This window comes from Cupriavidus sp. GW821-FHT02F09 (assembly GCF_059421605.1).
Genome location: NZ_JBWKVH010000025.1, coordinates 40643 through 65272 on the forward strand (window position 1 = coordinate 40643; position 24630 = coordinate 65272).

Here is a 24630-nt window from a genome sequence, read left to right on the forward strand (position 1 = left end):
CGGCGGGGCCCCTCAGCCGCCGCCGAACATTTCCAGGATGCGCTTCTTCTCTGCCTCGACGTCGGCGGGCGATTGCGTGCTTTCGTCCGGCTTGCCAGGCCACGGATCGCCCAGGCCAACCGAAGCCACGCCGGCGCCGCCCGCGTTTTCCTCGAAGGTCCAGTCGCCGCCCACCATGACCACGCCTTCCGGAGCCTGGCGTTCGGGGAGCTCTGGTACGCCCTTGAGCATCTTGCCCATGTAGCCCACCCAGATCGGCAGCGCGAGGCCACCGCCGGTCTCACGCACACCCAGGCTCTTGGGCTGGTCGTAGCCCATCCAGGCGATGGCCACCAGCTTGGGCGTGTAGCCGGCGAACCAGGCGTCGACGGCGTCGTTGGTGGTGCCGGTCTTGCCGGCCAGGTCGTTGCGGCCCAGGCGTTGCTTGGCGCTGTTGGCCGTGCCGCTGCGCACTACCTCACGCAGCATGGTGTCGGCGATAAAGGCGGTGCGGGCATCCAGCACGCGTACCGCATCCGCGCCAGCGCGCTGGGGCTTGGTTTCGGAGATCACGTTGCCGCGCGCATCGACCACCTTCTGAATCAGGTAGGGATTGACGCGGTAGCCGCCGTTGGCAAAGACCGAGTAGGCGCCAGCCATCTGCAGCGGCGTGACGCTGCCAGCGCCCAGCGCCATTGGCAGGTAAGCCGGGTGCTTGTCGGCGTCAAAGCCAAAGCGCGTGATGTAGTCCTGGGCGTACTGGGTGCCGATGGCGCGCAGGATGCGCACCGACACCAGGTTCTTGGACTTGGCCAGCGCGCGGCGCATGGTCATCGGGCCTTCGAACTTGCCGTCGTAGTTCTTCGGCTCCCAGACCTGGCCACCGTTATCGCTGATCGACAGCGGCGCGTCATTGATCACCGTGGCAGGGGAGAATCCCTTTTCCAGTGCCGCGGAGTAGATGAACGGCTTGAAGCTGGAGCCGGGCTGGCGCCAGGCCTGCGTCACGTGGTTGAACTTGTTGCGGTTGAAATCGAAACCGCCAACCATCGAGCGGATCTCGCCGTCTTCCGGATTGAGCGAGATAAATGCGGCGGATACTTCCGGCAACTGCGTGACCGTCCACGCGCCTTTCTCGTCCTGTGTCACGCGAATGATCGCGCCCGGCCGGATCTTGGCCTTGGGTTGCGCATTGGCCGCCAGCGACGGCGCGATGAAGCGCAGCGCCTGGCCTTCGATGGTGGCGACTTCGCCGGACAGCAGCGTGGCGGTGACCTGCTTGGCCGTCACGCTGGTGACCACGGCCGAGCGCAGGTCGTCGCTGCCCGGGTGCTCCAGCAGTGCGTCGTCGATGGCCTGCTCGCGCTCGTCCGCGCCGGCGGGCAGGTCGATAAAGGCCTCGGGGCCGCGGTAGCCGTGGCGGCGCTCGTAATTCATGATGCCAGAGCGCACCGCCTCATAGGCGGCGTCCTGGTCGGGCTTGTTCAGCGTGGTGTAGACGGTCAGGCCGCGGGTGTAGGTTTCCTCGCGGTATTGCGCGTACATCAACTGGCGCACGATCTCGGCCACGTACTCGGCGTGGGTGGAGAACTCATTGCCCTCGCCGCGCACCTTCAGTTCCTCGTGGATGGCCTGGTCGTATTGCTCGGGCGTGAGGTAGCGCAGGTCGCGCATGCGCTGCAGGATGTATTCTTGGCGCACCTTGGCGCGCTTGGGGTTGACCACCGGGTTGTAGGCCGACGGCGCTTTGGGCAGGCCGGCCAGCATGGCGGCCTCGGCCGGCGTCACGTCCTTGATCGACTTGCCGAAATACACCCGGGCCGCGCTGGCAAAGCCATAGGCGCGCTGCCCCAGGTAGATCTGGTTCATGTACAGCTCGAGGATCTGGTCCTTGGACAGGTTGGCCTCGATCTTGTACGCCAGCAGCATTTCATACAGCTTGCGGGTGTACGTCTTTTCGCTGGAGAGGAAGAAGTTGCGCGCCACCTGCATGGTGATGGTGGAGGCGCCCTGCGACAGGCCGCCGCGCAGGTTGGCCAGCCCAGCGCGCAGCACGCCGACGAAGTCGACGCCGCCGTGTTCGTAGAAGCGATCGTCCTCGATGGCCAGCACGGCCTTCTTCATCACGTCCGGTATTTCCGTAATCGGCACGAAATTGCGCCGTTCCTCGCCGAACTCACCAATGAGCACGTTGTCGGCCGTGTAGATCCGCAATGGGATCTTCGGGCGGTAATCCGTGATGGTGTCGAGCGATGGCAGGTTGGGCGCGGCCACCAGCAGCGCGTATCCCACCAGCAGTGCCACCGCCACGATCCCGGCCACCAGCAGGCCCAGGGCCCAAAAGGTTAGCCGCATCCAGATCGGACGTCGGGCAGGTAGGGACGGCTTCTGTTGTGCTGTGGCCATAAGGGAAATACCTAGTTAGAGGTGCCGGGATTATATCTCCCGGGATACTCCGCTCCCGGCGCGTTGTGGCGCGCAAGCCGCTATCGCGCTGTTACAAGATGTAATGGGATTGAGATCTGCATGAAACGAAAAGATGGGCGAAGTGGGTAGGGCGAGGGGCACCGTGGGATTTTGGCAACGCTTTGTGAGGGGTGTTGATGAAAAGCAATCGTGGTCAAACCGGCACATTGCCAGCGCCCCGTTTTTTGGTGAGAATCCACCAACTAAAAGAGCAAAACGTTTCATCCAAGAAACAATACAGACTCGCCAAATTAGAGCAACCAAGCCAAGGCGAGTTCAACGGTCAGGGGGTCACCTTGCGGCGAGGTATCTTGTCGGGGTTGTTGCGCCGTACGACGGTCGGCGTTGACATCGGGTCGTCCAGCGTTAAGGTAGTCGAGCTGTCCGTGGGCAGTGGCAAGAACGACTATCGGCTGGAAAAATGTGCCAGCGAACTGCTGGACCGTAATGCCGTTGCCGATGGCAACGTGGTCAATATCGAAGCCGTTGGCATCGCTCTCAAGCGCGCCCTCGGCAAAGCCGGCATCCGCACCAAGGAGGTGGTGCTCGGCGTGCCTTCGATGCTGACCGAATCGCAGACCGTCAGCCTGCCGGACAACCTGTCCGAGGACGAGCTTTACGTCCAGGTGGAATCCGAGGCGCATCGCCTCTATCCGCCATCGCAGGCCGTCAATTTCGACTTTGCCGTGATCGGCCCCAGCGAAACCGAGGGCGGCATCGGCGTGCGCGTTACCGCGGCAAACAGCGACCGTGTGCAGGAGCGCGTGACCGCTGCCGAAATGGCCGGACTCAAGCCGCTTGTGATGGACGTTGAGGAATACGCGGTGCAGCGCTCCGTGGTGCAGATGCTGGGCGTGTCCGCCGACATCAGCGCCACCGACGCCAAGGAGCTGCCCGTGGTGGCCGTGATCCACCTTGGCGGCAGCCGCTCCAAGGCGATCTTCTACCAAGGCTGGAAAGAGCTCTACGAGCAGCCGCTCAACAGCTACGGCGACCAGCTCACCCAGAGCGCGGCGCGCATGTTTACGCTGGACGCGCTCAAGGCCGAGATCAAGAAGCGCAAGAATACGCTGCCCGAAGCCTGGCGCACCCAGTTGCTCAAGCCCTCCCTGGAGGCGCTGGCGGTGGAGGTGCAAGGCGCCGTGCGCAACTTCCTGTCAGCTTCGAGCATCGGCCGGGTCGACGAGATCCTGCTCTCCGGCGGCCATGCTTCGCTGGTCGGCGTGCAAGCCGCGATCGAGCAGCAAACCGAGATCACCACCACGCTGGCCAACCCCTTTGCCAACATGATGACAGCCGTCAAGGTCAACGAGCGCTATCTGCAGCGCGACCTGCCGGCCTACATCGTGAGCGCCGGGCTTGCGCTGCGCGGCCTGCAGTAAGCCAGCGAGGGAAGCCGCATGTCTATCAATTCGATCCCGACAGTCAATCTGCTGCCTTACCACGAGGCCCGCAGGGCCTCGCGGCGCAAGAAGGTCTACGCCCTGCTGGGCGGCGCGGCCGGCGCCGGCGCGCTGGTGGTGCTGCTGGGCGGCATGTACATCGATCACCGGGTCGATGCCGTGTCCAGCCTGAACCAGGTGCTCCTCGCAGAGAACAACCGCATGGACGGGCAGATCCGCGAGGTCAATACGCTGCGCAAGGATATCGAAGGGCTGCTGCAGCGGCAGAAAGCCATCGAGGGCCTGCAGAACGAGCGCAACCGTCCCGTGCAGCTGCTGGAGGAACTGGTGCGCCAGGTGCCCGAAGGCGTGTACCTGACCACCCTCAAGCAGACCGGCGACGCCTTTACCGTGACCGGCATCGCGCAGTCGAACGAGCGTGTGTCGGAGTTGCTGCGCAACCTTAGCCAGGTGCAGTGGCTGGACAAGGCCGAGCTGGGCGAATCCAAGGCCGTGATGATGACCAACAACCTGCGCGAGCAGCGGCGCCTGTTCGATTTCTCCATGCGCTTCGCCTACCGTGCGCCGGAAGCGCCGGAGGACGGCAAGAAGGGCAAGGCCGGCCTCGCCGGCGCGAGTGCGGCAGCAGGCGGAGGGGGCTGACCATGGCACTCAATAGCGAAATCTCGCTCGCCACGCTGAACGATCTCGCCGCGCAGTTCCGTGGCCTGAACCTCAATGAGCCGGAAACCTGGCCGGGGGCCCCGCGCGTGCTGTTCGCGGTGCTGGCTGCGGTGCTGGTGCTGCTGCTGGGCTGGCAGTTCTACTGGAGCGGCAAGCTCGAGGATCTCGATCGCCGGCATGCCCAGCAGGACACCCTGAAGCAGTCCTACCTGAGCAAGGTGGCGCAGGTGGCCAACCTGGATGCGCTGCGCAAGCAAAAGGCGGAAGTGGAGCAGCGCGTGGCGCTTGTCGAGCGCCAGTTGCCCAACAAGACCGAGATGGACGCGCTGCTGGCCGATGTCAATCACGCTGGCGTGGCGCGCGGCCTGCAGTTCGAGTTGTTCAAGCCGCAAGCCGCCGTGATCAAGCCTTACTTTGCCGAGATCCCGGTCAACCTGAAGGTTACCGGCCGCTACCACGACGTGGCCCAGTTCAACGCCGATGTTGCTGCGCTCTCGCGCATCGTCTCGATGCAGGGGCTGCAGTTCACCACCGGCAAGGATGGCGGGCTGACGATGGAAGCCACGGCCATGGCCTACCGCGCGCTGGACCCTGATGAACAGGCGGCGCAGCGCAAGGCGGAAGCCGCGGCGGCCAAGACGGCCGCGGGAGCAAAGAAATGATGCCAGCGATCCAGGCTTCGCGCCTGCGTGCCTGCGCTTGCGCGCTGATCGGCGCCGCGCTGTTGGCAGCCTGCGGGGGCAGCGAGGAAGACGGCCTGCGCCAGTGGATGGCGCAAGCCCAGGCTGCCAAGGCGCCGCCGCCGGCGCCGCTGCCCGAGCCCAAGCCCTACGTGCCGCGCGACTACGCGGGCCGCAGCGCGCCCGAGCCCTTTGCCCAGAACAAGATCGGCGACCTGAACCGGGTCCTGTCCGAGTCGCCGGAATCCGGCCGCCGGCGCGAGCCGCTGGAGGATTTCCCACTGGAGAACTTCAAGATGCTGGGCGCCATGAAGAAGAGCGGCGAGACCTACGGCGTCGTGCAGGTAGATAACAAGATCCACCACGTCAAGGTGGGGCAGTATCTCGGCCAGAACTACGGCCGGGTGGTCCGCATCAACGATCAGGAGATCGTGTTGCGCGAATTGGTCCGGGAAGGGGTAGCCGAGTGGAAAGAGAAAATGACCAGCCTGAAGCTGGAGGGGTCGGCATGATCATGGGTCGCTGGTACCGGGCGCTTGCGGGCGCCGCAATGATGACGCTGGTATTGGCCGCGCCGGCGGCACTGGCGCAACCGACGCCGGGCAACGCCATCAAGCGCGTCGATGCCACCACGGTGGGCGAGCAGACCGTATTCACGGTCGAGATGCAGGGGCCGCCGGCGCAAAAGCCGGCCGACTTCACCACGCAGAATCCGCCCAAGCTCGCCATCGACTTTCTCGATACCGGCTTCGCGGCCGGGCGGGCGCAATATGACTTCGGCGGCAAGCTGCTCAAGAGCGCCAATGTGGTCCAGATCGGCGATCGCACCCGTGTGATCCTCGACCTGACCCGCGTGGCCAGCTACCGCACCGAGGTGCGCGGCAACCTGTTCGTGGTGCTGCTCGACAATGTCGCCCCGACTGCCCGTGCGGCTGTGCCGACGTTCGCCCCCAGCTCGGCGCAGGCGCCGGCAGTGCCCGCGATGCGGCCGACCGTGCGCAATATCGATTTCCGCCGTGGCCAGGATGGCGCTGGCCGCATCGTGGTGGATCTTTCCTCGCGCGACTCCGGCATCAATATTGCGCAGCAGGGCCAGAACGTGGTGGTCGATTTCCTCAATACATCGCTGCCCGACGGCATGCGTAGGCGCTTTGACGTGACGGATTTCGGCACGCCGGTGCAGGGCATGCGCGCGAGCGACAACAACGGCAGCACCCGCCTGACCATCGAGCCGCGCGGCAACTGGGAGTACAGCTCCTACCAGACCGATACGCAGTTCGTGGTGGAGGTGCGCCCGGTCAAGGAAGATCCGGCCAAGCTGATCAGCGGGGCAGGCTTCCGTGGCGAGCGGCTCTCGCTGAACTTCCAGAACATCGACATCCGCTCGCTGCTGCAGGTGTTTGCCGATTTCACCAACCTCAACATCATCACCAGCGAAAGCGTGCAGGGCAACCTGACGCTGCGCCTGAAGGATGTGCCCTGGGACCAGGCGCTGCGGATCGTGCTCGATGCCAAGGGACTGGCCTCGCGCCGCAACGGCAATGTGCTGTGGGTGGCGCCCAAGGCCGAGCTGGCCACCAAGGAAAAGCTCGAGCTCGAATCACAGCAGCAGATCAATGACCTTGAGCCGATTCGCAGCCAGGTGTTCCAGCTCAACTACCAGCGTGCCGAAGACGTGCGGCGCATGCTGCTCGGGCTGGCCGCGGCGGGTACCACCGGCGGCGCGGGCGCGCTGGGCAGTGTCGCTCCGATTGGCGCGGTGGGCGGCCTGGCCGGCACGACGGGCAGCACCCGCATGCTGTCCAAGCGCGGTTCGCTGACGGCCGATCCCCGTACCAACCAGCTGTTCGTGTCCGATATCGCGACCAAGCTGGAAGAGGTGCAGGGCTTCCTCGGCAAGATCGACATCCCGGTGCGCCAGGTCATCATCGAGGCGCGCATCGTCGAGGCCAACGATACCTTCAGCCGCAACCTCGGCGTGAAGCTGGGCTTTGCCTCCAAGACGGCCGGCGCCGGCTACGGCAACACCTACACCAATGTGGTAAGCCCGGTGACTCAGAACGCCACCTGGGACAACGGCCCGGCGCTTAGCCTGCCGGCGGCGGCGATCAACGGGGTCAACCCGGGCTCGGTCGCGGTCAGCCTGTTCAACAACGCGGCCGGCCGTTTCCTGGCGCTCGAACTGTCCGCGCTGGAAGCGGACGGGCGGGGCAAGATCATCTCCAGCCCGCGCGTGGTCACCGCCAACAATATCAAGGCGCTGATCGAGCAAGGCACGGAGTTGCCCTACCAGGCCGCCACCTCCAGTGGCGCCACCTCGGTGCAGTTCCGCAAGGCCAACCTGAAGCTGGAAGTCACGCCGCAGATCACGCCGGAAGGCAATGTGCTGCTGGATGTCGACGTCAACAAGGACAGCGTGGGCATCCAGACTACCTCGGGTTTCGCCATCGACACCAAGCACGTGCAGACGCAGGTGCTGGTGGAGAACGGTGGCACGGTGGTGATTGGCGGCATCTATAGCCAGACCGAGTCCACCAATGTGAACAAGGTGCCACTGCTGGGGGATATCCCGATCCTCGGCAACCTGTTCAAGGACAACGCCAAGGTCAACAACCGGACCGAGCTGCTGGTGTTCCTGACACCGCGCGTGCTCAACGACAGCGTGTCACTGAAATAGCGCCCGCTCGAGCCGGATGCAGTAGACTGACAGGCCGCATCGTTCCGATGCGGCTTTTTTTATTGTCCAGGCGGGCTAGAGAGATTGGGCGAGGGTGCATGTGGCAGGCGCGCAAGGCGTGTCGCGAGGCGGGTTGCCTTGTGCCGATTGCGCCTCGCCACTTGCCCGGATCGTCCCAACATAAGAAGATGATGCAGTTTTCCACCGCGAGGGCCGGCCAGAGACCCGGCTCCCGCCCGACACGCCAGTGACAGTCACCCGCCCGAACCTTTTCTTTGTCGGCCTGATGGGTGCCGGCAAGACCACCGTCGGCCGCACCGTGGCCCGGCGCCTGAATTACCCGTTCTTCGATTCGGATCATGAACTCGAGGCGCGTTGCGGCGTGCGTATCCCGATCATCTTCGAGCACGAGGGCGAAGCGGGCTTTCGCGACCGCGAGGCGCAGGCGATCGACGAGCTGACCCAGCGCCGCGGCATCGTGCTGGCCACCGGCGGCGGCGCCGTGCTGCGCCCGGAGAATCGCGCGCACCTGAAGGCGCGCGGCACCGTGGTCTACCTGCGCGCCAGCCCGCACGACCTGTGGCTGCGCACCCGCCACGACCGCAATCGCCCGCTGCTGCAGACCGAAGACCCCAAGGGACGGCTGGAAACGCTCTATGGCGAGCGTGACCCGCTTTACCGCGAGGTGGCGGATTTCATCATCGAAACCGGCAAGCCTTCGGTAGCGCAGCTTGCTAATATGGTGTTGATGCAACTTGAAATGGCCGGTTTCACCGTTGCCGCCGAAGAGCCCGAAGGGGCCGACGGCGAGTGCGCGGACAACCTCCCGGCGCAGGACCAGAATCACAATGATCACCCTTGAAGTCAGCCTTGGGGAGCGCAGCTACCCCATCCATATCGGCACCGGCCTGCTCGACCAGACTGAGTTGTTCCGCCCCCATGTGCGTGGCCAGCATGCCGTCATCGTCACCAATGAGACCGTAGGGCCGCTGTACGCCGCCCGCGTCCAGGCTAGCCTGGCGGCGCTCGGCAAGACCGTGCGCACCGTGACCTTGCCCGACGGCGAAGCCTTCAAGCAGTGGGAAACACTCAACCTGATCTTCGACGCGCTGCTCAGCGCGGGCGCCGACCGCAAGACCACGCTGATCGCCCTGGGCGGCGGCGTGGTGGGCGACATGACCGGGTTCGCCGCTGCCTGCTACATGCGCGGCGTGCCGTTCGTGCAGGTGCCCACGACCCTGCTCTCGCAGGTGGATTCGTCGGTGGGCGGCAAGACCGGCATCAATCACCCGCTCGGCAAGAACATGATCGGCGCCTTCCACCAGCCCAATGCGGTGATTGCCGACATCGACACCCTGCGCACGCTGCCGGAGCGCGAACTCGCGGCGGGCCTGGCCGAGGTGATCAAGCACGGCGCCATGGCCGACGCCGGGTATTTCGGCTGGATCGAGCGCAATATCCGCGCGCTCAACGCCTGCGACCCGGACATCATGGCGCTGGCGGTCAAGCGCTCCTGCGAGATCAAGGCCGCGGTGGTGGCCCAGGACGAGCGCGAGGGCGGCCTGCGCGCCATGCTTAATTTTGGCCACACCTTCGGCCACGCGATCGAGGCAGGCATGGGCTACGGCGAGTGGCTGCACGGCGAGGCCGTAGGTTGCGGGATGGTGATGGCGGCGGACCTGTCGCACCGGCTCGGCTTCATCGACACCGAAACGCGCGCGCGCGTGGTGCACCTTATCCGCGCCGCCATGCTGCCGGTGGTCGCGCCGGAACTGGGCACCGACCGCTACATTGAACTGATGAAAGTGGACAAGAAGGCAGAAGCCGGCAGCATCAAGTTCATCCTGCTCAGGAAGCTGGGCGAAGCCTTCATCACCACTGTGCCAGACCCTGACCTGCGCGCTACCTTGCAGCACGCGGTGCTCAGGCCGCCTACCGAGGCGCCGGTCGCCTGACGTGATCGGTTGTGCCTTGCAACGCCAGCCGGGCGGCGCACCGCCACCCGGCCGCACGCCTGACCGGATTGCCGCATGACCGACCTCGAAAGCCATCTCGCTCCCTATGCCGCCCGCTCCGCGCAGACACTTGGGCGGGTGCATGCCGAACCGCCCTCGTCCTCGCGCACGGAATTCCAGCGCGACCGCGACCGCGTCATCCACAGCACGGCCTTCCGGCGGCTCGAGTACAAGACCCAGGTCTTCGTCAATCATGAAGGTGACCTGTTCCGCACCCGGCTCACCCATAGCCTGGAAGTGGCGCAGATCGCCCGCTCCATCGCCCGCAACCTGCGCCTGAACGAGGACCTGGTCGAAGCCATTTCGCTGGCGCACGATCTTGGGCACACGCCCTTCGGCCATGCCGGCCAGGATGCGCTGAACAACTGCATGAAGAACCACGGCGGCTTCGAGCACAACCTGCAGAGCCTGCTGGTGGTGGATGAGCTGGAGGAGCGCTATGGCGGCTTCAACGGGCTCAACCTGACGTTCGAGACCCGTGAGGGCGTGCTCAAGCATTGCTCGCGCGTCAATGCCTCTGCGCTTGGCGAACTGGGCCGGCGTTTTCTGGAGGGAACGCAGCCCTCGCTGGAGGCCCAGCTGGCCAACCTTGCCGACGAGATCGCCTACAACAACCACGATATCGACGACGGCCTGCGCTCGGGGCTGCTCACGCTTGAGCAGATGGACGAAGTGCCGATGTGGGGGCGCCACCGCGCCGAGGCGATGGCGGCATTTCCCGGTATCAACGGGCGGCGCGTGATCAACGAAACCGTGCGCCGGATGATCAACACGCTGATCGTCGACCTGATCGAAACCACCAGCCAGAACATTGCCGCCGCCAATCCGCGCAACATCGAGGCCGTGCGGGCTGCAGGCCCGCTGGTGGCCTTCAGCGCGCCGGTGCGCGAGGAAGCGGCGGCGCTCAAGCGTTTCCTGTTCCGCCATCTCTATCGCCATTACCTGGTGATGCGTATGTCCTCCAAGGCCCAGCGCATCATCACCGACCTGTTCGATGTCTTCATGGCGGATCCGCGCCTGCTGCCGCCGCAGTATCAGGCGGGGCAAGGCCGTGACCCGTCCCGGCTGATCTCGCACTACATCGCCGGCATGACCGACCGCTATGCGATCCGGGAGCACCGCCGCATTTTTGCTGTCGACGAAGGCAGTTAGGCCAGCGCGGCCAGCGGGAAAATTGGGGACGGATCAGGCTGCGGCTACGCTATCATCGGGCATCGCTTCCGTTTAAGCCATCCGAGCGGCAAGCACCTATCGCCGATTCCCTTCGCCCATCATGGCCCGACTTCCTCGTTTCTCTCCGGCTTCGCTGCCGGCACTGGTGTTGCAACGCGGCAACAATCGTCAGCCCGTCTTCCTTGGCACCGACGACTACCTCCACTACCTGGACTGCCTGCGCATGGCCGCGCGGGAGCACGACTTGGCGATCCACGCCTACGCCTTGCGGCCGAATCATGTTCACCTCGTGGCAACCCCCAGGCATGCCGATTCGCTCAGCCTCACCATGCAAGCGGTAGGGCGCCGCTACGCGCGCTATTTCAACCGGGTGGCGGACCGTACCGGCACGCTTTGGGATGGCCGCTTTCGCTCGGCGGTGTTCGATCCCGCTGCCTGGATGCTGCCAGCCATGCAGTACGTGGAGGGCAACGCCGTGCGTGCCGGCGAGGTGATTTCGGCCGAAGGGGATCGCTGGAGCAGCTATCGCCATCACGCCGGCATTGAGGCCAGCCCCTTTGTGAGCGATCACTCTGCGTACTGGGCGCTGGGCAATACGCCGTTCGAGCGCCAATCCAATTACCGTGCCGTCACCGCCGAGGGGCTGTCGTCGATGACCCTGGCCACGCTTCGCAGCCACGCGCATAGCGGCTGGCCTCTGGGTGACGCGGCCTTCCTTGCACAGCTGGAGCGACAGGGCGGGCGGCGCGTGCAGCCGTTGCCCAAGGGCCGCCCGGCGGGCCGGTCCGCAATGGACAGGGAGTCCGAGCCGGACGCGGTCTAGCCTCGGGGCGGGCCTGTGAAGCGCTGCGCCCTCGATCGCGGCGAGATCAATAATGCACATCCCGCGATGCACCATTCTTTATCTGTCCCCAAATAAAGACCATCCCCGTTGTGGTGCGAGGCTTATTATGATCTGACCCCATTTAAAAATTTTGCGGGACGCGTACGATTCTTTTATAGTTCCTCCACCCACATTCATTGTGCGGCGCGTCACGCCTGTGTACGCCGCTGCGGCCCCGCTGTCTCTCTGGTTCCCCGTCCCCGGTTTTCAACCGGCCCCGGTGGAAGAGTGCGGTCCCCGTTCCGGTCTGCCTTGCTGGCTCGCAGCCCTCACCGGAATCAAGCCCGTGGACCAATCGCAATCCCAATCAAAGCAAACGATGGCCCAAGCGCAGGCCGCAGAGTCTGCCGCCGCCGCGCACGCGCCTGCCTCGCGTCCGCAAGCCCAGGGCATGTACGACCCCGCCAATGAAAAAGACGCCTGCGGCGTCGGCATGGTTGCTCATATCAAGGGCAAGAAGAGCCACGAGATCGTCCAGCAAGGCCTGAAGATCCTGGAAAACCTGGATCACCGCGGCGCGGTCGGCGCCGATGCGCTGATGGGCGACGGTGCCGGTATCCTGATCCAGATCCCGGACCAGTTCTATCGCGAAGACATGGCCAAGCAGGGCGTGACCCTGCCGCCGTCCGGCGAGTACGGCGTGGGCATGATCTTCCTGCCGAAGGAGCACGCCTCCCGCCTGGCCTGCGAGCAAGAGCTCGAGCGCACCGTGCGCCTGGAAGGCCAGGTCGTGCTGGGCTGGCGCGATGTGCCGGTGGACGCCGCCATGCCGATGTCGCCGACGGTGCGCACCACCGAGCCGGTGATCCGCCAGATCTTCATTGGTCGCGGCCGCGACATCATGACCACGGACGCGCTGGAACGTAAGCTCTACGTGATCCGCAAGACCGCCAGCCACGCCATCCAGGCGCTCAAGCTCAAGCACGGCAAGGAATACTTCGTGCCGTCGATGTCGGCGCGCACGGTCGTGTACAAGGGCCTGCTGCTGGCAACGCAAGTCGGCGAGTACTACCTGGACCTGCAGGACCCGCGCGCCGTCTCGGCCCTGGCCCTGGTGCACCAGCGCTTCTCCACCAACACCTTCCCGGCCTGGGAACTGGCCCACCCGTACCGCATGGTCGCCCACAACGGCGAAATCAACACGGTCAAGGGCAACGTGAACTGGGTCAACGCACGGACCGGCGCGATCTCGTCGCCGGTGCTGGGCGACGACCTGCCCAAGCTGTGGCCGCTGATCTACCCCGGCCAGTCGGATACCGCATCGTTCGACAACTGCCTCGAACTGTTGACGATGGCGGGCTACCCGCTCGTCCACGCGATGATGATGATGATCCCGGAAGCCTGGGAACAGCACACCATGATGGACGACAACCGCCGTGCCTTCTACGAATACCACGCCGCCATGATGGAGCCGTGGGACGGCCCCGCCGCGATCTGCTTCACCGATGGCCGCCAGATCGGCGCCACGCTGGACCGTAACGGCCTGCGCCCGGCACGTTTCTACGTGACCGAGGACGACATCGTGGTGCTGGCTTCGGAAGCCGGCGTGCTGCCGTTCCCCGAGTCGCGCATCGTGCAGAAATGGCGCCTCCAGCCGGGCAAGATGTTCCTGATCGACATGGAGCAAGGCCGCATCATCGACGACAAGGAACTCAAGGACAACCTGGCCAACGCCAAGCCCTACAAGAGCTGGATCGACGCCGTGCGCATCAAGCTCGACGAGCTGGATGCCAAGCCCGAGGACGTGGCTGCCGAGAAGAAGCCGGACGCACGCCTGCTGGATCGCCAGCAAGCCTTCGGCTATACGCAGGAAGACGTCAAGTTCCTGATGGCACCGATGGCGCTGGCCGGCGAGGAAGCCACCGGCTCGATGGGCAATGACAGCCCGCTGGCCGTGCTGTCGTCCAAGAACAAGACGCTGTACCACTACTTCAAGCAGCTGTTCGCCCAGGTCACCAACCCGCCGATCGACCCGATCCGCGAGAACATGGTGATGTCGCTGGTGTCCTTCATCGGACCCAAGCCCAACCTGCTCGAGCTGAACAACATCAACCCGCCGATGCGCCTCGAAGTGTCCCAGCCCGTGCTGGACTTCAAGGACATCGCCAAGATCCGCAATATCGAGCACTACACCGGCGGTAAGTTCCGTTCGTATGAACTGAACATCTGCTACCCGCAGGCATGGGGCAAGGAAGGCATCGAAGCCCGCCTGGCCTCGCTGTGCGCGGAAGCCGTGGATGCCGTGCGCTCGGGCTACAACATCCTGATCGTGTCGGACCGCCGCGTCGATGCGGAGCACGTGGCCATCCCCGCGCTGCTGGCAACGTCCGCCATCCACCACCACCTGGTGGACAAGGGCCTGCGTACCTCGGCCGGCCTGGTGGTGGAAACCGGCACGGCGCGCGAGGTGCATCACTTCGCGCTGCTGGCCGGCTACGGCGCCGAAGCCGTGCACCCGTACCTGGCGATGGAAACGCTGGCCGACATGGCACAAGGCCTGTCCGGCGACCTGTCGCCCGAGAAGGCGGTCAAGAACTTCGTCAAGGCGATCGGCAAGGGCCTGCAGAAGGTGATGTCCAAGATGGGCATCTCCACCTACATGTCGTACACCGGTGCGCAGATCTTTGAAGCCATTGGCTTGTCGCGCGAGCTGGTGCAGAAGTACTTCCATGGCACCGCAACGAATGTCGAAGGCATCGGCATCTTCGAGGTGGCCGAGGAAGCGCTGCGCCTGCACCAGGACGCCTTCGGCGACAACCCGGTGCTGGACAACATGCTGGATACTGGCGGCGAGTACGCTTACCGCGTTCGCGGCGAAGCGCATATGTGGACCCCGGACTCGGTGGCCAAGCTGCAGCACGCCGTGCGCGCCGACGACGGCAAGGGCGCGTACCAGACGTACAAGGAATACGCCAACATCATCAACGACCAGAGCCGCCGTCACATGACGCTGCGCGGCCTGTTCGAGTTCAAGGTCGATCCGACCCGCGCCATTGCGCTGGAAGAAGTGGAACCGGCCAAGGAGATCGTCAAGCGCTTTGCCACCGGCGCCATGTCGCTGGGCTCGATTTCCACCGAAGCCCACGCCACGCTGGCCGTCGCGATGAACCGCATCGGCGGCAAGTCCAACACCGGTGAAGGCGGCGAGGACGCGAACCGCTACCGCAACGAGCTGCGCGGCATCCCCATCAAGCAAGGCGACACGCTGCAGGGCCTGCTGGGCACCGAAGCCGTGGTGCGCGACCAGGAACTGCAGGCTGGCGACTCGCTGCGCTCGAAGATCAAGCAGGTGGCCTCGGGCCGTTTCGGCGTGACCGCCGAATACCTGGCGTCCGCCGACCAGATCCAGATCAAGATGGCACAGGGCGCCAAGCCCGGCGAAGGTGGCCAGCTGCCCGGCCACAAGGTCTCGGACTACATCGGCAAGCTGCGTTACTCGGTGCCGGGTGTGGGCCTGATCTCGCCGCCTCCACACCATGACATCTACTCGATCGAAGATCTGGCGCAGCTGATCCACGACCTGAAGAACGTCAATCCGGCCTCCGATATCTCGGTCAAGCTCGTGTCCGAAGTGGGCGTGGGCACTGTGGCCGCGGGCGTGGCCAAGGCCAAGGCCGATCACGTGGTGATCGCCGGCCATGACGGCGGCACCGGCGCATCGCCGCTGTCGTCGATCAAGCACGCCGGCACGCCGTGGGAGCTGGGCCTGGCCGAGACGCAGCAGACGCTGATGCTCAACGGCTTGCGCAACCGTATCCGCGTGCAGGCCGACGGCCAGATGAAGACCGGCCGCGACGTCGTCATCGGCGCGCTGCTGGGCGCCGACGAGTTCGGCTTCGCTACCGCACCGCTGGTGGCCGAAGGCTGCATCATGATGCGCAAGTGCCACCTGAACACCTGCCCGGTGGGCGTGGCGACGCAGGATCCGGCGCTGCGCGCGAAATTCCAGGGCAAGCCAGAGCACGTGGTGAACTTCTTCTTCTTCATCGCCGAAGAAGCCCGCGAGATCATGGCGCAACTGGGCATCCGCACGTTCGACGAGCTGATCGGCCGCGCCGATCTGCTCGACACCAAGCCCGGCATCGAGCACTGGAAGGCGCGCGGCCTTGATTTCACCCGCGTGTTCTACCAGGCACCGTTCCCCGCCGAGGTGCCGCGCTTCCATACCGACGTGCAGGACCACGGCCTGTCGCTGGAAGCCGGCAAGGCGCTGGACCACGTGCTGATCGCCAAGGCTCGCCTGGCCATCGACAAGGGTGAGCGCGTGTCGTTCATCCAGCCGGTGAAGAACGTCAACCGTACCGTCGGTGCGATGCTCTCGGGCGTGGTGGCCAAGCAGTACGGCCATGAAGGCCTGCCTGACGACACCATCCACATCCAGTTGCAAGGCACCGCCGGCCAGTCCTTCGGCGCGTTCCTGGCGCACGGCGTCACGCTGGACCTGGTGGGCGACGGCAACGACTACGTGGGTAAGGGCCTGTCCGGCGGCCGCGTGATCGTGCGCGCTCCGCATGAGTTCCGCGGCGACCCGACACGCAACATCATCGTGGGCAACACCGTGCTGTACGGCGCGATTGCCGGCGAGGCCTTCTTCAATGGCGTGGCGGGTGAGCGCTTCGCGGTGCGCAACTCCGGCGCGGCCGCGGTGGTGGAAGGCACGGGCGACCATGGCTGCGAGTACATGACCGGCGGCACCGTGGTGGTGCTGGGCGGCACCGGGCGCAACTTCGCGGCCGGCATGTCGGGCGGCATGGCCTATGTCTATGACGAGGACGGCCTGTTCGACAAGCGCTGCAACACCTCGATGGTGGCACTGGAAACGGTGCTGGCCGCGGCCGACCAGGAGAAGGGCCAGTCGCCCGCTTCCTGGCACAAGATGGGCGGGCAGCGCCAGCTTGACGAAATCATCCTCAAGGGCTTGATCGAGCAGCATTTCCGCTTCACGGGCTCAGAGCGCGCCAAAGCATTGCTGGCCGACTGGACCACGGCACGCCGCAAGTTCGTCAAGGTCTTCCCGACCGAGTACAAGCGCGCACTGGGCGAGATGTACGCCAAGGAGCAGGAAGCGAAAGACAGCGACCGGGAAGCCATCGCCGCCTGAGCCCCAAGGGCAGGGCAGCGAGCCCGACCAAGCATGAGCGCTGTCGCGGATTCGCGCCGGCCTCACAAGATACTGACCTCACAGCGGGGCCGGCGCATGCGCCGGTGCCGCTCAGCATGACCAAGGACGCAACATGGGTAAGGCGACTGGCTTTCTCGAATTTCCGCGCCAGAACGAAGGTTACGAGCCCGTAACCAAGCGCGTGAAGCACTACAAGGAATTCGTATTCGCGCTGTCCGACAGCGAAGCGAAGATCCAGGGCGCGCGCTGCATGGACTGCGGCATCCCGTTCTGCAACAACGGCTGCCCGGTCAACAACATCATCCCCGACTTCAACGACCTGGTGTATCGCCAGGACTGGAAGTCGGCGATCGAGGTGCTGCACCAGACCAACAACTTTCCCGAGTTCACGGGCCGCATCTGCCCGGCACCGTGCGAAGCTGCCTGCACGCTGGGCATCAACGAAGCACCGGTCGGCATCAAGTCGATCGAGCACGCCATCATCGACAAGGCCTGGGAAGAAGGCTGGGTTGCCCCGCAGCCGCCCAAGCACAAGACCGGCAAGACCGTTGCCGTGGTTGGCTCCGGCCCTGCCGGCATGGCCGTCGCCCAGCAACTGGCGCGCGCCGGCCATGATGTGACCGTGTTCGAGAAGAACGACCGCATCGGTGGCCTGCTGCGCTATGGCATCCCCGACTTCAAGCTTGAGAAGTGGCTGATCGACCGCCGCATGGAACAGATGCAGGCCGAAGGCGTGACCTTCCGTGCCGGCGTGATGGTGACCGACGGCGAACTGCCGGCCGGCATCAAGAACTATGCGCGTGAGACCATCTCGGCGCAGGCCCTGCAGGACCAGTTCGACGCCGTGGTGCTGGCGGGTGGCTCGGAAGTGCCGCGCGACCTGCCGGTCCCGGGGCGCGATCTCGACGGTATCCATTACGCGCTGGAATTCCTGATCCCGCAGAACAAGGAAGTGGCCGGCGACGAGCCCAACGCGCTGCGCGCCGATGGCAAGCACGTGATCGTGATCGGTGGCGGCGATACCGGCTCCGACTGCGTGGGTACGTCGAACCGCCACGGCGCGGAATCGATCATTCAGTTCGAGCTGCTGCCGCAGCCGCCGGAAGAAGAGAACAAGGCGCTGGTGTGGCCGTACTGGCCGATCAAGCTGCGCACCTCGTCCTCGCACGACGAAGGTTGCAACCGCGACTGGTCGGTCGCCACCAAGGAGTTCATTGGCGAGAACGGCAAAATCACCGCGCTCAAGGCCTGCCGCGTCGAATGGAAGGACGGCAAGATGCAGGAAGTGCCGGACAGCGAGTTCATCCTCAAGGCGGATCTCGTGCTGCTGGCCATGGGCTTCACCAACCCGGTGGGCTCGCTGCTCTCCGCTTTTGGCGTGGATACCGATGCGCGCAAGAACGCCCGTGCCAGCACCGAAGGCGATCGTGCGTATCACACCAACGTGCCCAAGGTGTTCGCCGCTGGCGACGTGCGCCGCGGCCAGTCGCTGGTGGTGTGGGCGATCCGCGAAGGCCGCCAGGCCGCGCGTTCGGTCGATGCCTTCCTGATGGGGCATTCCGAGCTGCCGCGCTGATCTGCGCCATGGCTTTGCTGATGCCGTGACGCGTTGCTCGCGCCACAAGACCCGCCCCGCGCAAGCCGGGCGGGTTTTTTCATGGGTGCGCTCAGCCTGGCTGCAGCGTACGGCCCATCAGCACGGCATCGTCGCCGTAAGCCGACAGTTTGGCGGACACGGCAGCGCTGGGAGGCGTCAGATTCTCGTACCCGAGTCTGCGCCACCATGCCGCAGCCGATTGCACGGCGACCAGCCGCGACGAGCGCAATCCGGCAGCGAGCGCGGCCGCGCGGGCCGCGGCGTAGAGCGTTGGCGCCAGGCCGCGGCCCTGGCCCGCGGGTGCTACCGCCATATCGTGCACGAACCAGGTCAGGGTGCTGGCCGGCTTACCATCGCGTTCCCAATGCCGCTCCAGTACCTCGTCGAGTGCCGGCAGGCTGTCCTGGGGCCACATGTGGGTAAACAGATAGGCTGCCAGCTCGCCGTCCCGGCCGGCGGCCACCCAGCAAGTGGCGGGCGACAGCGCCAGGCGGCTGCCGAGGGCTGCGGCGGACTCGAGCAGCATGCCGCGATAGCACTGGGCCTGAATTTCCAGCACGGCGGGCAGGTCGGTGGCCAGCATGGGCCGAGGAGTGTATTCACGCATGACGGGCGATTATAGGCGGCGTCGAAGCACAGGCGCCGTGGATGCCCGGAGATCCGCGCCCAGCCATGCTCACAGGGTTGTCCCGGCTATGGTTAACGTGGTCTGTGCGGTTTTGGGCATTCTTCGTAGAATGACCTGACAATTAAAACAAAGAAAATAAAGACTGCCTCGCTAATCCCTTTTCAGCCGATCAAGACGCCACGGCGATGCCAGTGGCCCGGAGGAATTGATGTCCGAAGTGCGCATTGTTTCGCGGCTTTGGCGAGGTAAGGCGAAGTTGCTTCACCCCGCTGCCATGCCGGCTTGTCTGCAGTTGTTTCTGCACGCCTGGCATCCGCTGTTCCTTGCTGCCCTGCTGCTTGCCGCGAGCGGGCCCGGCCTGGCCCGGCCGGCCTCCGTGCCGGCTACCCCGGCGCCGGCAGCGTTTGCGCGCCCGATATCGTTTCCCGTCCGCCCCATTCGCCTGATCGTGCCTTTTCCGGCCGGCAGCGTGCCGGATGCCGTGGCGCGCCTGCTGGCCGAGCGCCTGACGGTACGCCTCGGCGTGCCGGTCGACGTCGACAACCGGCCCGGTGCGGGCGGCACCACGGCGGGAGACGTGGTGGCCAAGGCCAGTTCCGACGGGCATACCCTGCTGTTCCACCAGGCCACCATGCTGATCCAGCCGGGCCTGGAGCCGGTGCCTTATGACGTAGTGCGCGACTTCACGCCTGTAGCGCGGGTCGCGACCATGCCGCTGTTCCTGGTGATCGATGCGCGCCTGCCGATGCGCACGCCGCAGCAATGGCTCGCTGCGGTTAATGCCAGTCCGGGATCCTACAGCTACGGTTCCGGCCAGGCCGGCAGCCCCTCGCACCTTTATGCCCAATACGCTGTGCATGGTGTGCCGAACGGGGTGCCGCTGGTTACGGCCAAGGGCGAGGCGGCGGTGGTGCAGGAGATGCTGGCCGGGCGCGTCAGCGCTTGCTTCTGCGCGTTTGCTTCCGTGCAGGCCCAGGTCAAGAGCGGCAATTTGCGCCTGCTCGGCGTGACTGGTGTGGCGCGTTCGCAACTGGCGCCCACGGTGCCCACGCTGCAGGAGTCGGGGGTGGATGGCTATGGCGCGGGAGCCTGGTACGGCGTCATTGCCCCGGCCAAGACCCCGCATGCCATCGTGGCGCGGATCGCCAGCGAGCTGGATGGCGTCATGGGTGAGCGCGAGGTGCGGGATCGCCTGCTGGCGGCGGGCCTGACGCCGTTGCGCGATTCGCCGGAAGCCTTTGCGACGGCGATCCGGTCGGAGTCGATCCAGTGGCAGGTCATCTTGCGGCAAACTGGCGGGCCCACTGAACCCTAAGCTTCGCCTTTTGGCAGAGATGACCGAAGTCCGCAACTCAAATGTGATGAAACAATTATTTGCGTTGAGTGGATGTGGATTGCGCCACACTGCCTCGGGCAGCGCTAGGTAGTAGCCCTTATAATGGCGGACTGCCTAACACGGTGCCAACGTGACCGATTCCGCCTCAAACCTCGTCGAGCTCAAATCTGTCGATTTCGCCTATGCGGCGGGCGGCAAGCCAATCCTGTCGGGCCTTAGCATGCGCTTCCCGCGTGGCAAGGTGGTGGCCGTCATGGGCGGCTCCGGCTGCGGAAAGACCACCGTGATGCGCCTGATCGGCGGCCAGGTCAGGCCGCAGAGCGGCCAGGTGCTCTTCAACGGCGCCAATATCCCGACCCTGGACCGCAATGACCTGTACGCAGTGCGGCGGCAGATGGGCATGCTGTTCCAGTTTGGTGCTTTGTTCACCGATCTCTCCGTGTTCGACAACGTTGCCTTCCCGTTGCGCGAACATACCGACTTGCCCGAGTCGATGATCCGCGACCTGGTGCTGATGAAGCTCAACGCCGTCGGCCTGCGCGGCGCGCGCGAGCTGATGCCGTCGGAGATCTCCGGCGGCATGGCGCGCCGGGTGGCACTGGCCCGTGCGATCGCGCTCGATCCAGCCCTGCTGATGTACGACGAGCCTTTTGCCGGCCTCGACCCGATCTCGCTGGGCCTGACCGCGCGACTGATCCGCAGCCTGAACGACGCGCTGGGGGCCACTACCATCATCGTGTCGCATGACGTCAACGAGACCTTTCTCATCGCCGACTACGTCTATTTCATTGCCAATGGCCGCATTGCCGCCGAAGGCGAGCCCGAGGCCCTGCGTGCCTCGACGGATCCCTTCGTGCACCAGTTCGTCCATGCCGAGCCTGACGGCCCGGTCCCGTTCCATTATCCGGGGCCGTCGCTGGCCGAGGACTTCGTGAGCGGGGCGGGACGATGATGGGATTTTTCACGAGCATCGGCTCCGCGGTGCGGCAGTCGGTCAGCGGCCTGGGTCATGCCACGCGCATGTTTTTCACGGTACTGGCGATGTCTCCGGCGCTGCTGCGCCGCTTCCGGCTGGTGAGCGACCAGATTTTCTTTGTCGGCAACCTGTCGCTGGTGATCATTGCGGTCTCAGGCCTGTTTGTCGGCTTCGTGCTGGGTTTGCAGGGTTATTACACGCTAAATCGCTACGGCTCCGAGCAGGCGCTAGGGCTGCTGGTGGCGCTGTCGCTGGTGCGCGAGCTGGGCCCGGTGGTGACGGCGCTGCTGTTCGCCGGCCGCGCCGGCACGTCACTGACCGCCGAGATCGGCCTGATGAAGGCGGGTGAGCAACTCACCGCCATGGAAATGATGGCGGTCAATCCGCTACAGCGCGTGATCGCGCCGCGCTTCTGGGCTGGCGTGGTTGCCATGCCGGTGCTGGCGGCAATTTTCAGCGCCGTTGGCATCCTTGGTGGCTATGTGGTCGGGGTGCAGATGATCGGCGTGGACGCGGGCGCGTTCTGGTCGCAGATGCAAAACGGGGTGGATGTTCGCAATGACGTGCTCAATGGCGTCATAAAGAGCTTCATTTTTGGCGTCGCGGTGACGTTTATAGCGTTGTACCAGGGCTATCAGGCCAAGCCGACGCCGGAAGGCGTATCGCATGCCACCACGCGCACCGTGGTGATTGCCTCGCTGGCGGTGCTGGCGCTGGATTTCCTGCTGACTGCGCTGATGTTCAGCTGACTTGGCCGGTGCGGTCGGCGGAGCCGGAGTACTTGAAGAAGAGACGCAGATGAAAAGAAATACACTCGATTTCTGGGTTGGGCTGTTTGTTGTGGCGGGTTTCGTGGCGCTGCTGTTCCTGGCGCTCAAGGCCGGCAACATGAGTGCCCTGTCGTTCCAGGACACCTACTCGGTGCAGGCGCGCTTCGATAATATCGGCGGCCTGAAGCCGCGCGCCCCGGTCAAGAGCGCCGGCGTGGTGGTGGGCCGCGTGGCGGATATCCGCTTCGACGACAAGACCTACCAGGCGACCGTGACGCTCAACCTGGAAAAGCGCTACCAGTTTCCCAAGGACACCTCGGCCAAGATCCTGACCTCGGGCTTGCTCGGGGAGCAGTACCTGGGCCTTGAGGCGGGCGGCGACACCGCCATGCTGGCTGAAGGCTCGCGCATCACCATGACGCAGTCGGCCGTGGTGCTGGAAAACCTGATCGGGCAGTTCCTGTATAACAAGGCCGCCGATGCCGGGGCGGGTGGCAACAATGCCGGCGGCGCTGCCGCTGGAGCCGCCAGCGGCGCGGCGGGGGTGGTGAAATGACCGGCAGGCGTGCTGCCGCGCGCTGGCGCGTGGGACGAAACTGCTTGCTGGCAGCATCGGTTGCATGGCTGGCGGCAGGTTGCGCCACTGGCCCGACCGCCAACCCGAAGGATCCTATCGAGCCCTTCAACCGGGAAGTCTTCAAGGTCAACGACGCCGTCGACAGGACCGTGCTGCGCCCGGTTGCCCAGGTGTACGCAGATTACGTTCCATCGCCGATCCGCACCGCGATCGACAACGCTTTCTCCAACGTCAGCGATGTCTACTCGGCCGTCAACAACCTGCTCCAGGGCAAGCCCACCCGCGCCGCGGAAGACACCATGCGCGTGGCCATCAACAGCGTGCTGGGCATCGGCGGGCTGATCGACATCGCCACGCCGGCGGGCTTGCCGAAGTACAAGGAAGACTTCGGCCAGACCTTGGGCGTATGGGGCGTGCCGGCCGGCCCGTACCTGGTGCTGCCGCTGTTCGGGCCGAGCACGGTGCGCGATACCGCTGGCATGCTGGTCGACCGCCAGATTGATCCGTCGGCGTATATCGATCCCGTGTGGCTGCGCAACTCGCTGTTCGGGGTGCGTGTCGTCAACACCCGGGCTTCGCTGCTTGGCGCCACGGGCCTGATCGAGATGGCGGCGCTCGACAAGTACGCCTTCATGCGCGATGCGTACCTGCAGCGCCGCGAGTACCAGATCTATGACGGCAACCCGCCGGAGAGCGACGATACCGTGCCGACCACCCCGCCGCCGGATGCCACGCAGGAAAACCAGGCGCTACCCACGCCGCCAGTGCAGATGCCCGGCAATATCGGCAATTTCCGTCTGCGCTGAGTGGGTTTTGCCGCGGCTCGTGTCGCCGCTGTGAGTGGTGCAACAAAGTATGAAAAAGTGGTGTCGGAAGCTCCGGCACCGCGAACTCCCAGGCCTTGCCCGAACTCCAACTCGGCGCATGACCATTGCCGGCCTTGGTGCCGGGACGCGCTAGGATGCCGTACCTCGGTGTCCCTGCGTTATCGAATTGATAAGGACGAAATATGCTGAAGCGACTGTTGCTGCCTTTTCTTACCGTGGTTGCCTTTTCCGGCGCCGCCCACGCCCAATCGCAGGATGCCAGCACGCCCGACGGGCTGGTCAAGGCCGTGGTCAGCGACGTGATGACTTCGGTCAAGGCGGACAAGGACATGCAGGCCGGGAACATCGGCAAGATCTCGGCGCTGGTGGAGCAGAAGATCCTGCCCAACGCGAATTTCCAGAAGACCACGCAGATCGCCATGGGCCGCAACTGGTCCAAGGCCACGCCCGAGCAGCAAAAGCAGATCACCGACGAGTTCAAGACCCTGCTGATCCGCACCTATTCGGGCGCCATCGCGCAGATTCGCGACCAGAGCGTGCAGTTCCGTCCGTACCGCGGCAGCCCGGACGATACCGATGCCACCATTCGCACCCAGGTCATCAACAAGGGCGAGCCGATCCAGCTCGATTACCGCCTCGAGAAGACCCCGCAAGGCTGGAAGGTCTACGACATCAACGTGCTGGGCGCCTGGCTGACCGAGGCCTACAAGGGTAGCTTCAACACCATCGTAGGCCAGCAGGGCGTGGACGGTGTGATCAAGACGCTGCAGGACCGCAACCGCCAGCTCGCCAACGCCAAGAACTGAGCCTGCGAGCCTGCCTGAGCGGCAGGCTCAGCATGGCTGGCCGAAGTGTTCT

General features: G+C 65.0%; 19 protein-coding genes. 17 read left to right on the forward strand and 2 right to left on the reverse strand.

The genetic code is table 11. From position 1 onward, the window contains the following. Nucleotides 1-12: 12 nt before the first annotated feature. Nucleotides 13-2385, reverse strand: a complete 2373-nt coding sequence (locus AC07XB_RS24555; RefSeq protein ID WP_492373450.1) for a penicillin-binding protein 1A — start codon at nt 2383-2385, stop codon at nt 13-15. Between the two features lie 371 nt (nt 2386-2756). Here AC07XB_RS24555 and pilM point away from each other — a divergent pair, with 371 nt between their 5' ends. From pilM to AC07XB_RS24610, 11 genes are all read left to right on the forward strand, one after another. Next, a complete protein-coding gene (gene pilM / locus AC07XB_RS24560; RefSeq protein ID WP_492373451.1) occupies nt 2757-3827 on the forward strand; it encodes a type IV pilus assembly protein PilM in 1071 nt (356 codons plus the stop codon). 18 nt (nt 3828-3845) lie between these two features. Beyond that, on the forward strand, nt 3846-4490 hold the full coding sequence (locus tag AC07XB_RS24565) for a PilN domain-containing protein (RefSeq protein WP_492830513.1): 645 nt from the start codon (nt 3846-3848) through the stop codon (nt 4488-4490). 2 nt (nt 4491-4492) lie between these two features. Then, nucleotides 4493-5173: a type IV pilus inner membrane component PilO gene (locus tag AC07XB_RS24570; RefSeq protein ID WP_492830511.1), complete on the forward strand. Its 681-nt coding sequence runs from the start codon at nt 4493-4495 to the stop codon at nt 5171-5173. Next, a complete protein-coding gene (locus AC07XB_RS24575; protein ID WP_236702062.1) occupies nt 5173-5703 on the forward strand; it encodes a pilus assembly protein PilP in 531 nt (176 codons plus the stop codon). The genes AC07XB_RS24570 and AC07XB_RS24575 overlap by 1 nt, the downstream gene beginning before the upstream one ends. Then, entirely contained in the window at nt 5700-7868 is a 2169-nt protein-coding gene (locus tag AC07XB_RS24580) for a type IV pilus secretin PilQ (protein WP_492830509.1), read from the forward strand. Before AC07XB_RS24575 ends, AC07XB_RS24580 begins: the two co-directional genes overlap by 4 nt. Nucleotides 7869-8115: 247 nt before the next feature. Beyond that, the gene (locus AC07XB_RS24585) at nt 8116-8730 is read left to right on the forward strand and encodes a shikimate kinase (protein WP_043350282.1); all 615 of its coding nucleotides are present in this window, start codon (nt 8116-8118) and stop codon (nt 8728-8730) included. After that, nucleotides 8717-9823 carry a 3-dehydroquinate synthase gene (gene aroB, locus AC07XB_RS24590; protein WP_150985724.1) on the forward strand — a complete coding sequence of 369 codons (1107 nt, stop codon included), beginning with the start codon at nt 8717-8719 and terminating at the stop codon, nt 9821-9823. The genes AC07XB_RS24585 and aroB overlap by 14 nt, the downstream gene beginning before the upstream one ends. Nucleotides 9824-9898: 75 nt before the next feature. After that, the gene (locus AC07XB_RS24595) at nt 9899-11035 is read left to right on the forward strand and encodes a deoxyguanosinetriphosphate triphosphohydrolase (RefSeq protein WP_492373455.1); all 1137 of its coding nucleotides are present in this window, start codon (nt 9899-9901) and stop codon (nt 11033-11035) included. Between the two features lie 121 nt (nt 11036-11156). Next, the gene (locus tag AC07XB_RS24600; protein ID WP_492373456.1) at nt 11157-11879 is read left to right on the forward strand and encodes a transposase; all 723 of its coding nucleotides are present in this window, start codon (nt 11157-11159) and stop codon (nt 11877-11879) included. 379 nt (nt 11880-12258) lie between these two features. Then, nucleotides 12259-17040, forward strand: a complete 4782-nt coding sequence (locus AC07XB_RS24605) for a glutamate synthase-related protein (protein ID WP_492373457.1) — start codon at nt 12259-12261, stop codon at nt 17038-17040. A gap of 133 nt (nt 17041-17173) precedes the next feature. Next, nucleotides 17174-18637, forward strand: coding sequence for a glutamate synthase subunit beta (locus tag AC07XB_RS24610; RefSeq protein WP_441637855.1), 1464 nt, complete (start codon nt 17174-17176; stop codon nt 18635-18637). 91 nt (nt 18638-18728) lie between these two features. On the opposite strand, the gene AC07XB_RS24615 is transcribed toward AC07XB_RS24610, so the two are convergent. After that, complete coding sequence (locus AC07XB_RS24615; RefSeq protein ID WP_492373458.1) at nt 18729-19265, reverse strand: GNAT family N-acetyltransferase; 537 nt, start codon at nt 19263-19265, stop codon at nt 18729-18731. 295 nt (nt 19266-19560) lie between these two features. On the opposite strand from AC07XB_RS24615, the gene AC07XB_RS24620 reads away from it, so the two are divergent. The 6 genes from AC07XB_RS24620 (at nt 19561) to AC07XB_RS24645 (ending at nt 24578) form a co-directional block, all read left to right on the forward strand. Beyond that, entirely contained in the window at nt 19561-20601 is a 1041-nt protein-coding gene (locus tag AC07XB_RS24620; protein ID WP_492373485.1) for a tripartite tricarboxylate transporter substrate binding protein, read from the forward strand. A 151-nt stretch (nt 20602-20752) separates the two neighbouring features. After that, on the forward strand, nt 20753-21574 hold the full coding sequence (locus AC07XB_RS24625) for an ABC transporter ATP-binding protein (RefSeq protein WP_492373459.1): 822 nt from the start codon (nt 20753-20755) through the stop codon (nt 21572-21574). Further along, nucleotides 21571-22347 carry a lipid asymmetry maintenance ABC transporter permease subunit MlaE gene (gene mlaE, locus AC07XB_RS24630; protein WP_492373460.1) on the forward strand — a complete coding sequence of 259 codons (777 nt, stop codon included), beginning with the start codon at nt 21571-21573 and terminating at the stop codon, nt 22345-22347. Before AC07XB_RS24625 ends, mlaE begins: the two co-directional genes overlap by 4 nt. Nucleotides 22348-22396: 49 nt before the next feature. Continuing rightward, nucleotides 22397-22924, forward strand: a complete 528-nt coding sequence (mlaD, locus tag AC07XB_RS24635) for an outer membrane lipid asymmetry maintenance protein MlaD (protein WP_043352390.1) — start codon at nt 22397-22399, stop codon at nt 22922-22924. Next, nucleotides 22921-23751, forward strand: coding sequence for an MlaA family lipoprotein (locus AC07XB_RS24640; RefSeq protein WP_492373461.1), 831 nt, complete (start codon nt 22921-22923; stop codon nt 23749-23751). The genes mlaD and AC07XB_RS24640 overlap by 4 nt, the downstream gene beginning before the upstream one ends. A gap of 203 nt (nt 23752-23954) precedes the next feature. Further along, nucleotides 23955-24578 (forward strand): MlaC/ttg2D family ABC transporter substrate-binding protein, encoded by a 624-nt coding sequence (locus AC07XB_RS24645; RefSeq protein ID WP_150985713.1) that lies wholly within the window; start codon nt 23955-23957, stop codon nt 24576-24578. The last annotated feature ends 52 nt before the right edge of the window (nt 24579-24630 follow it).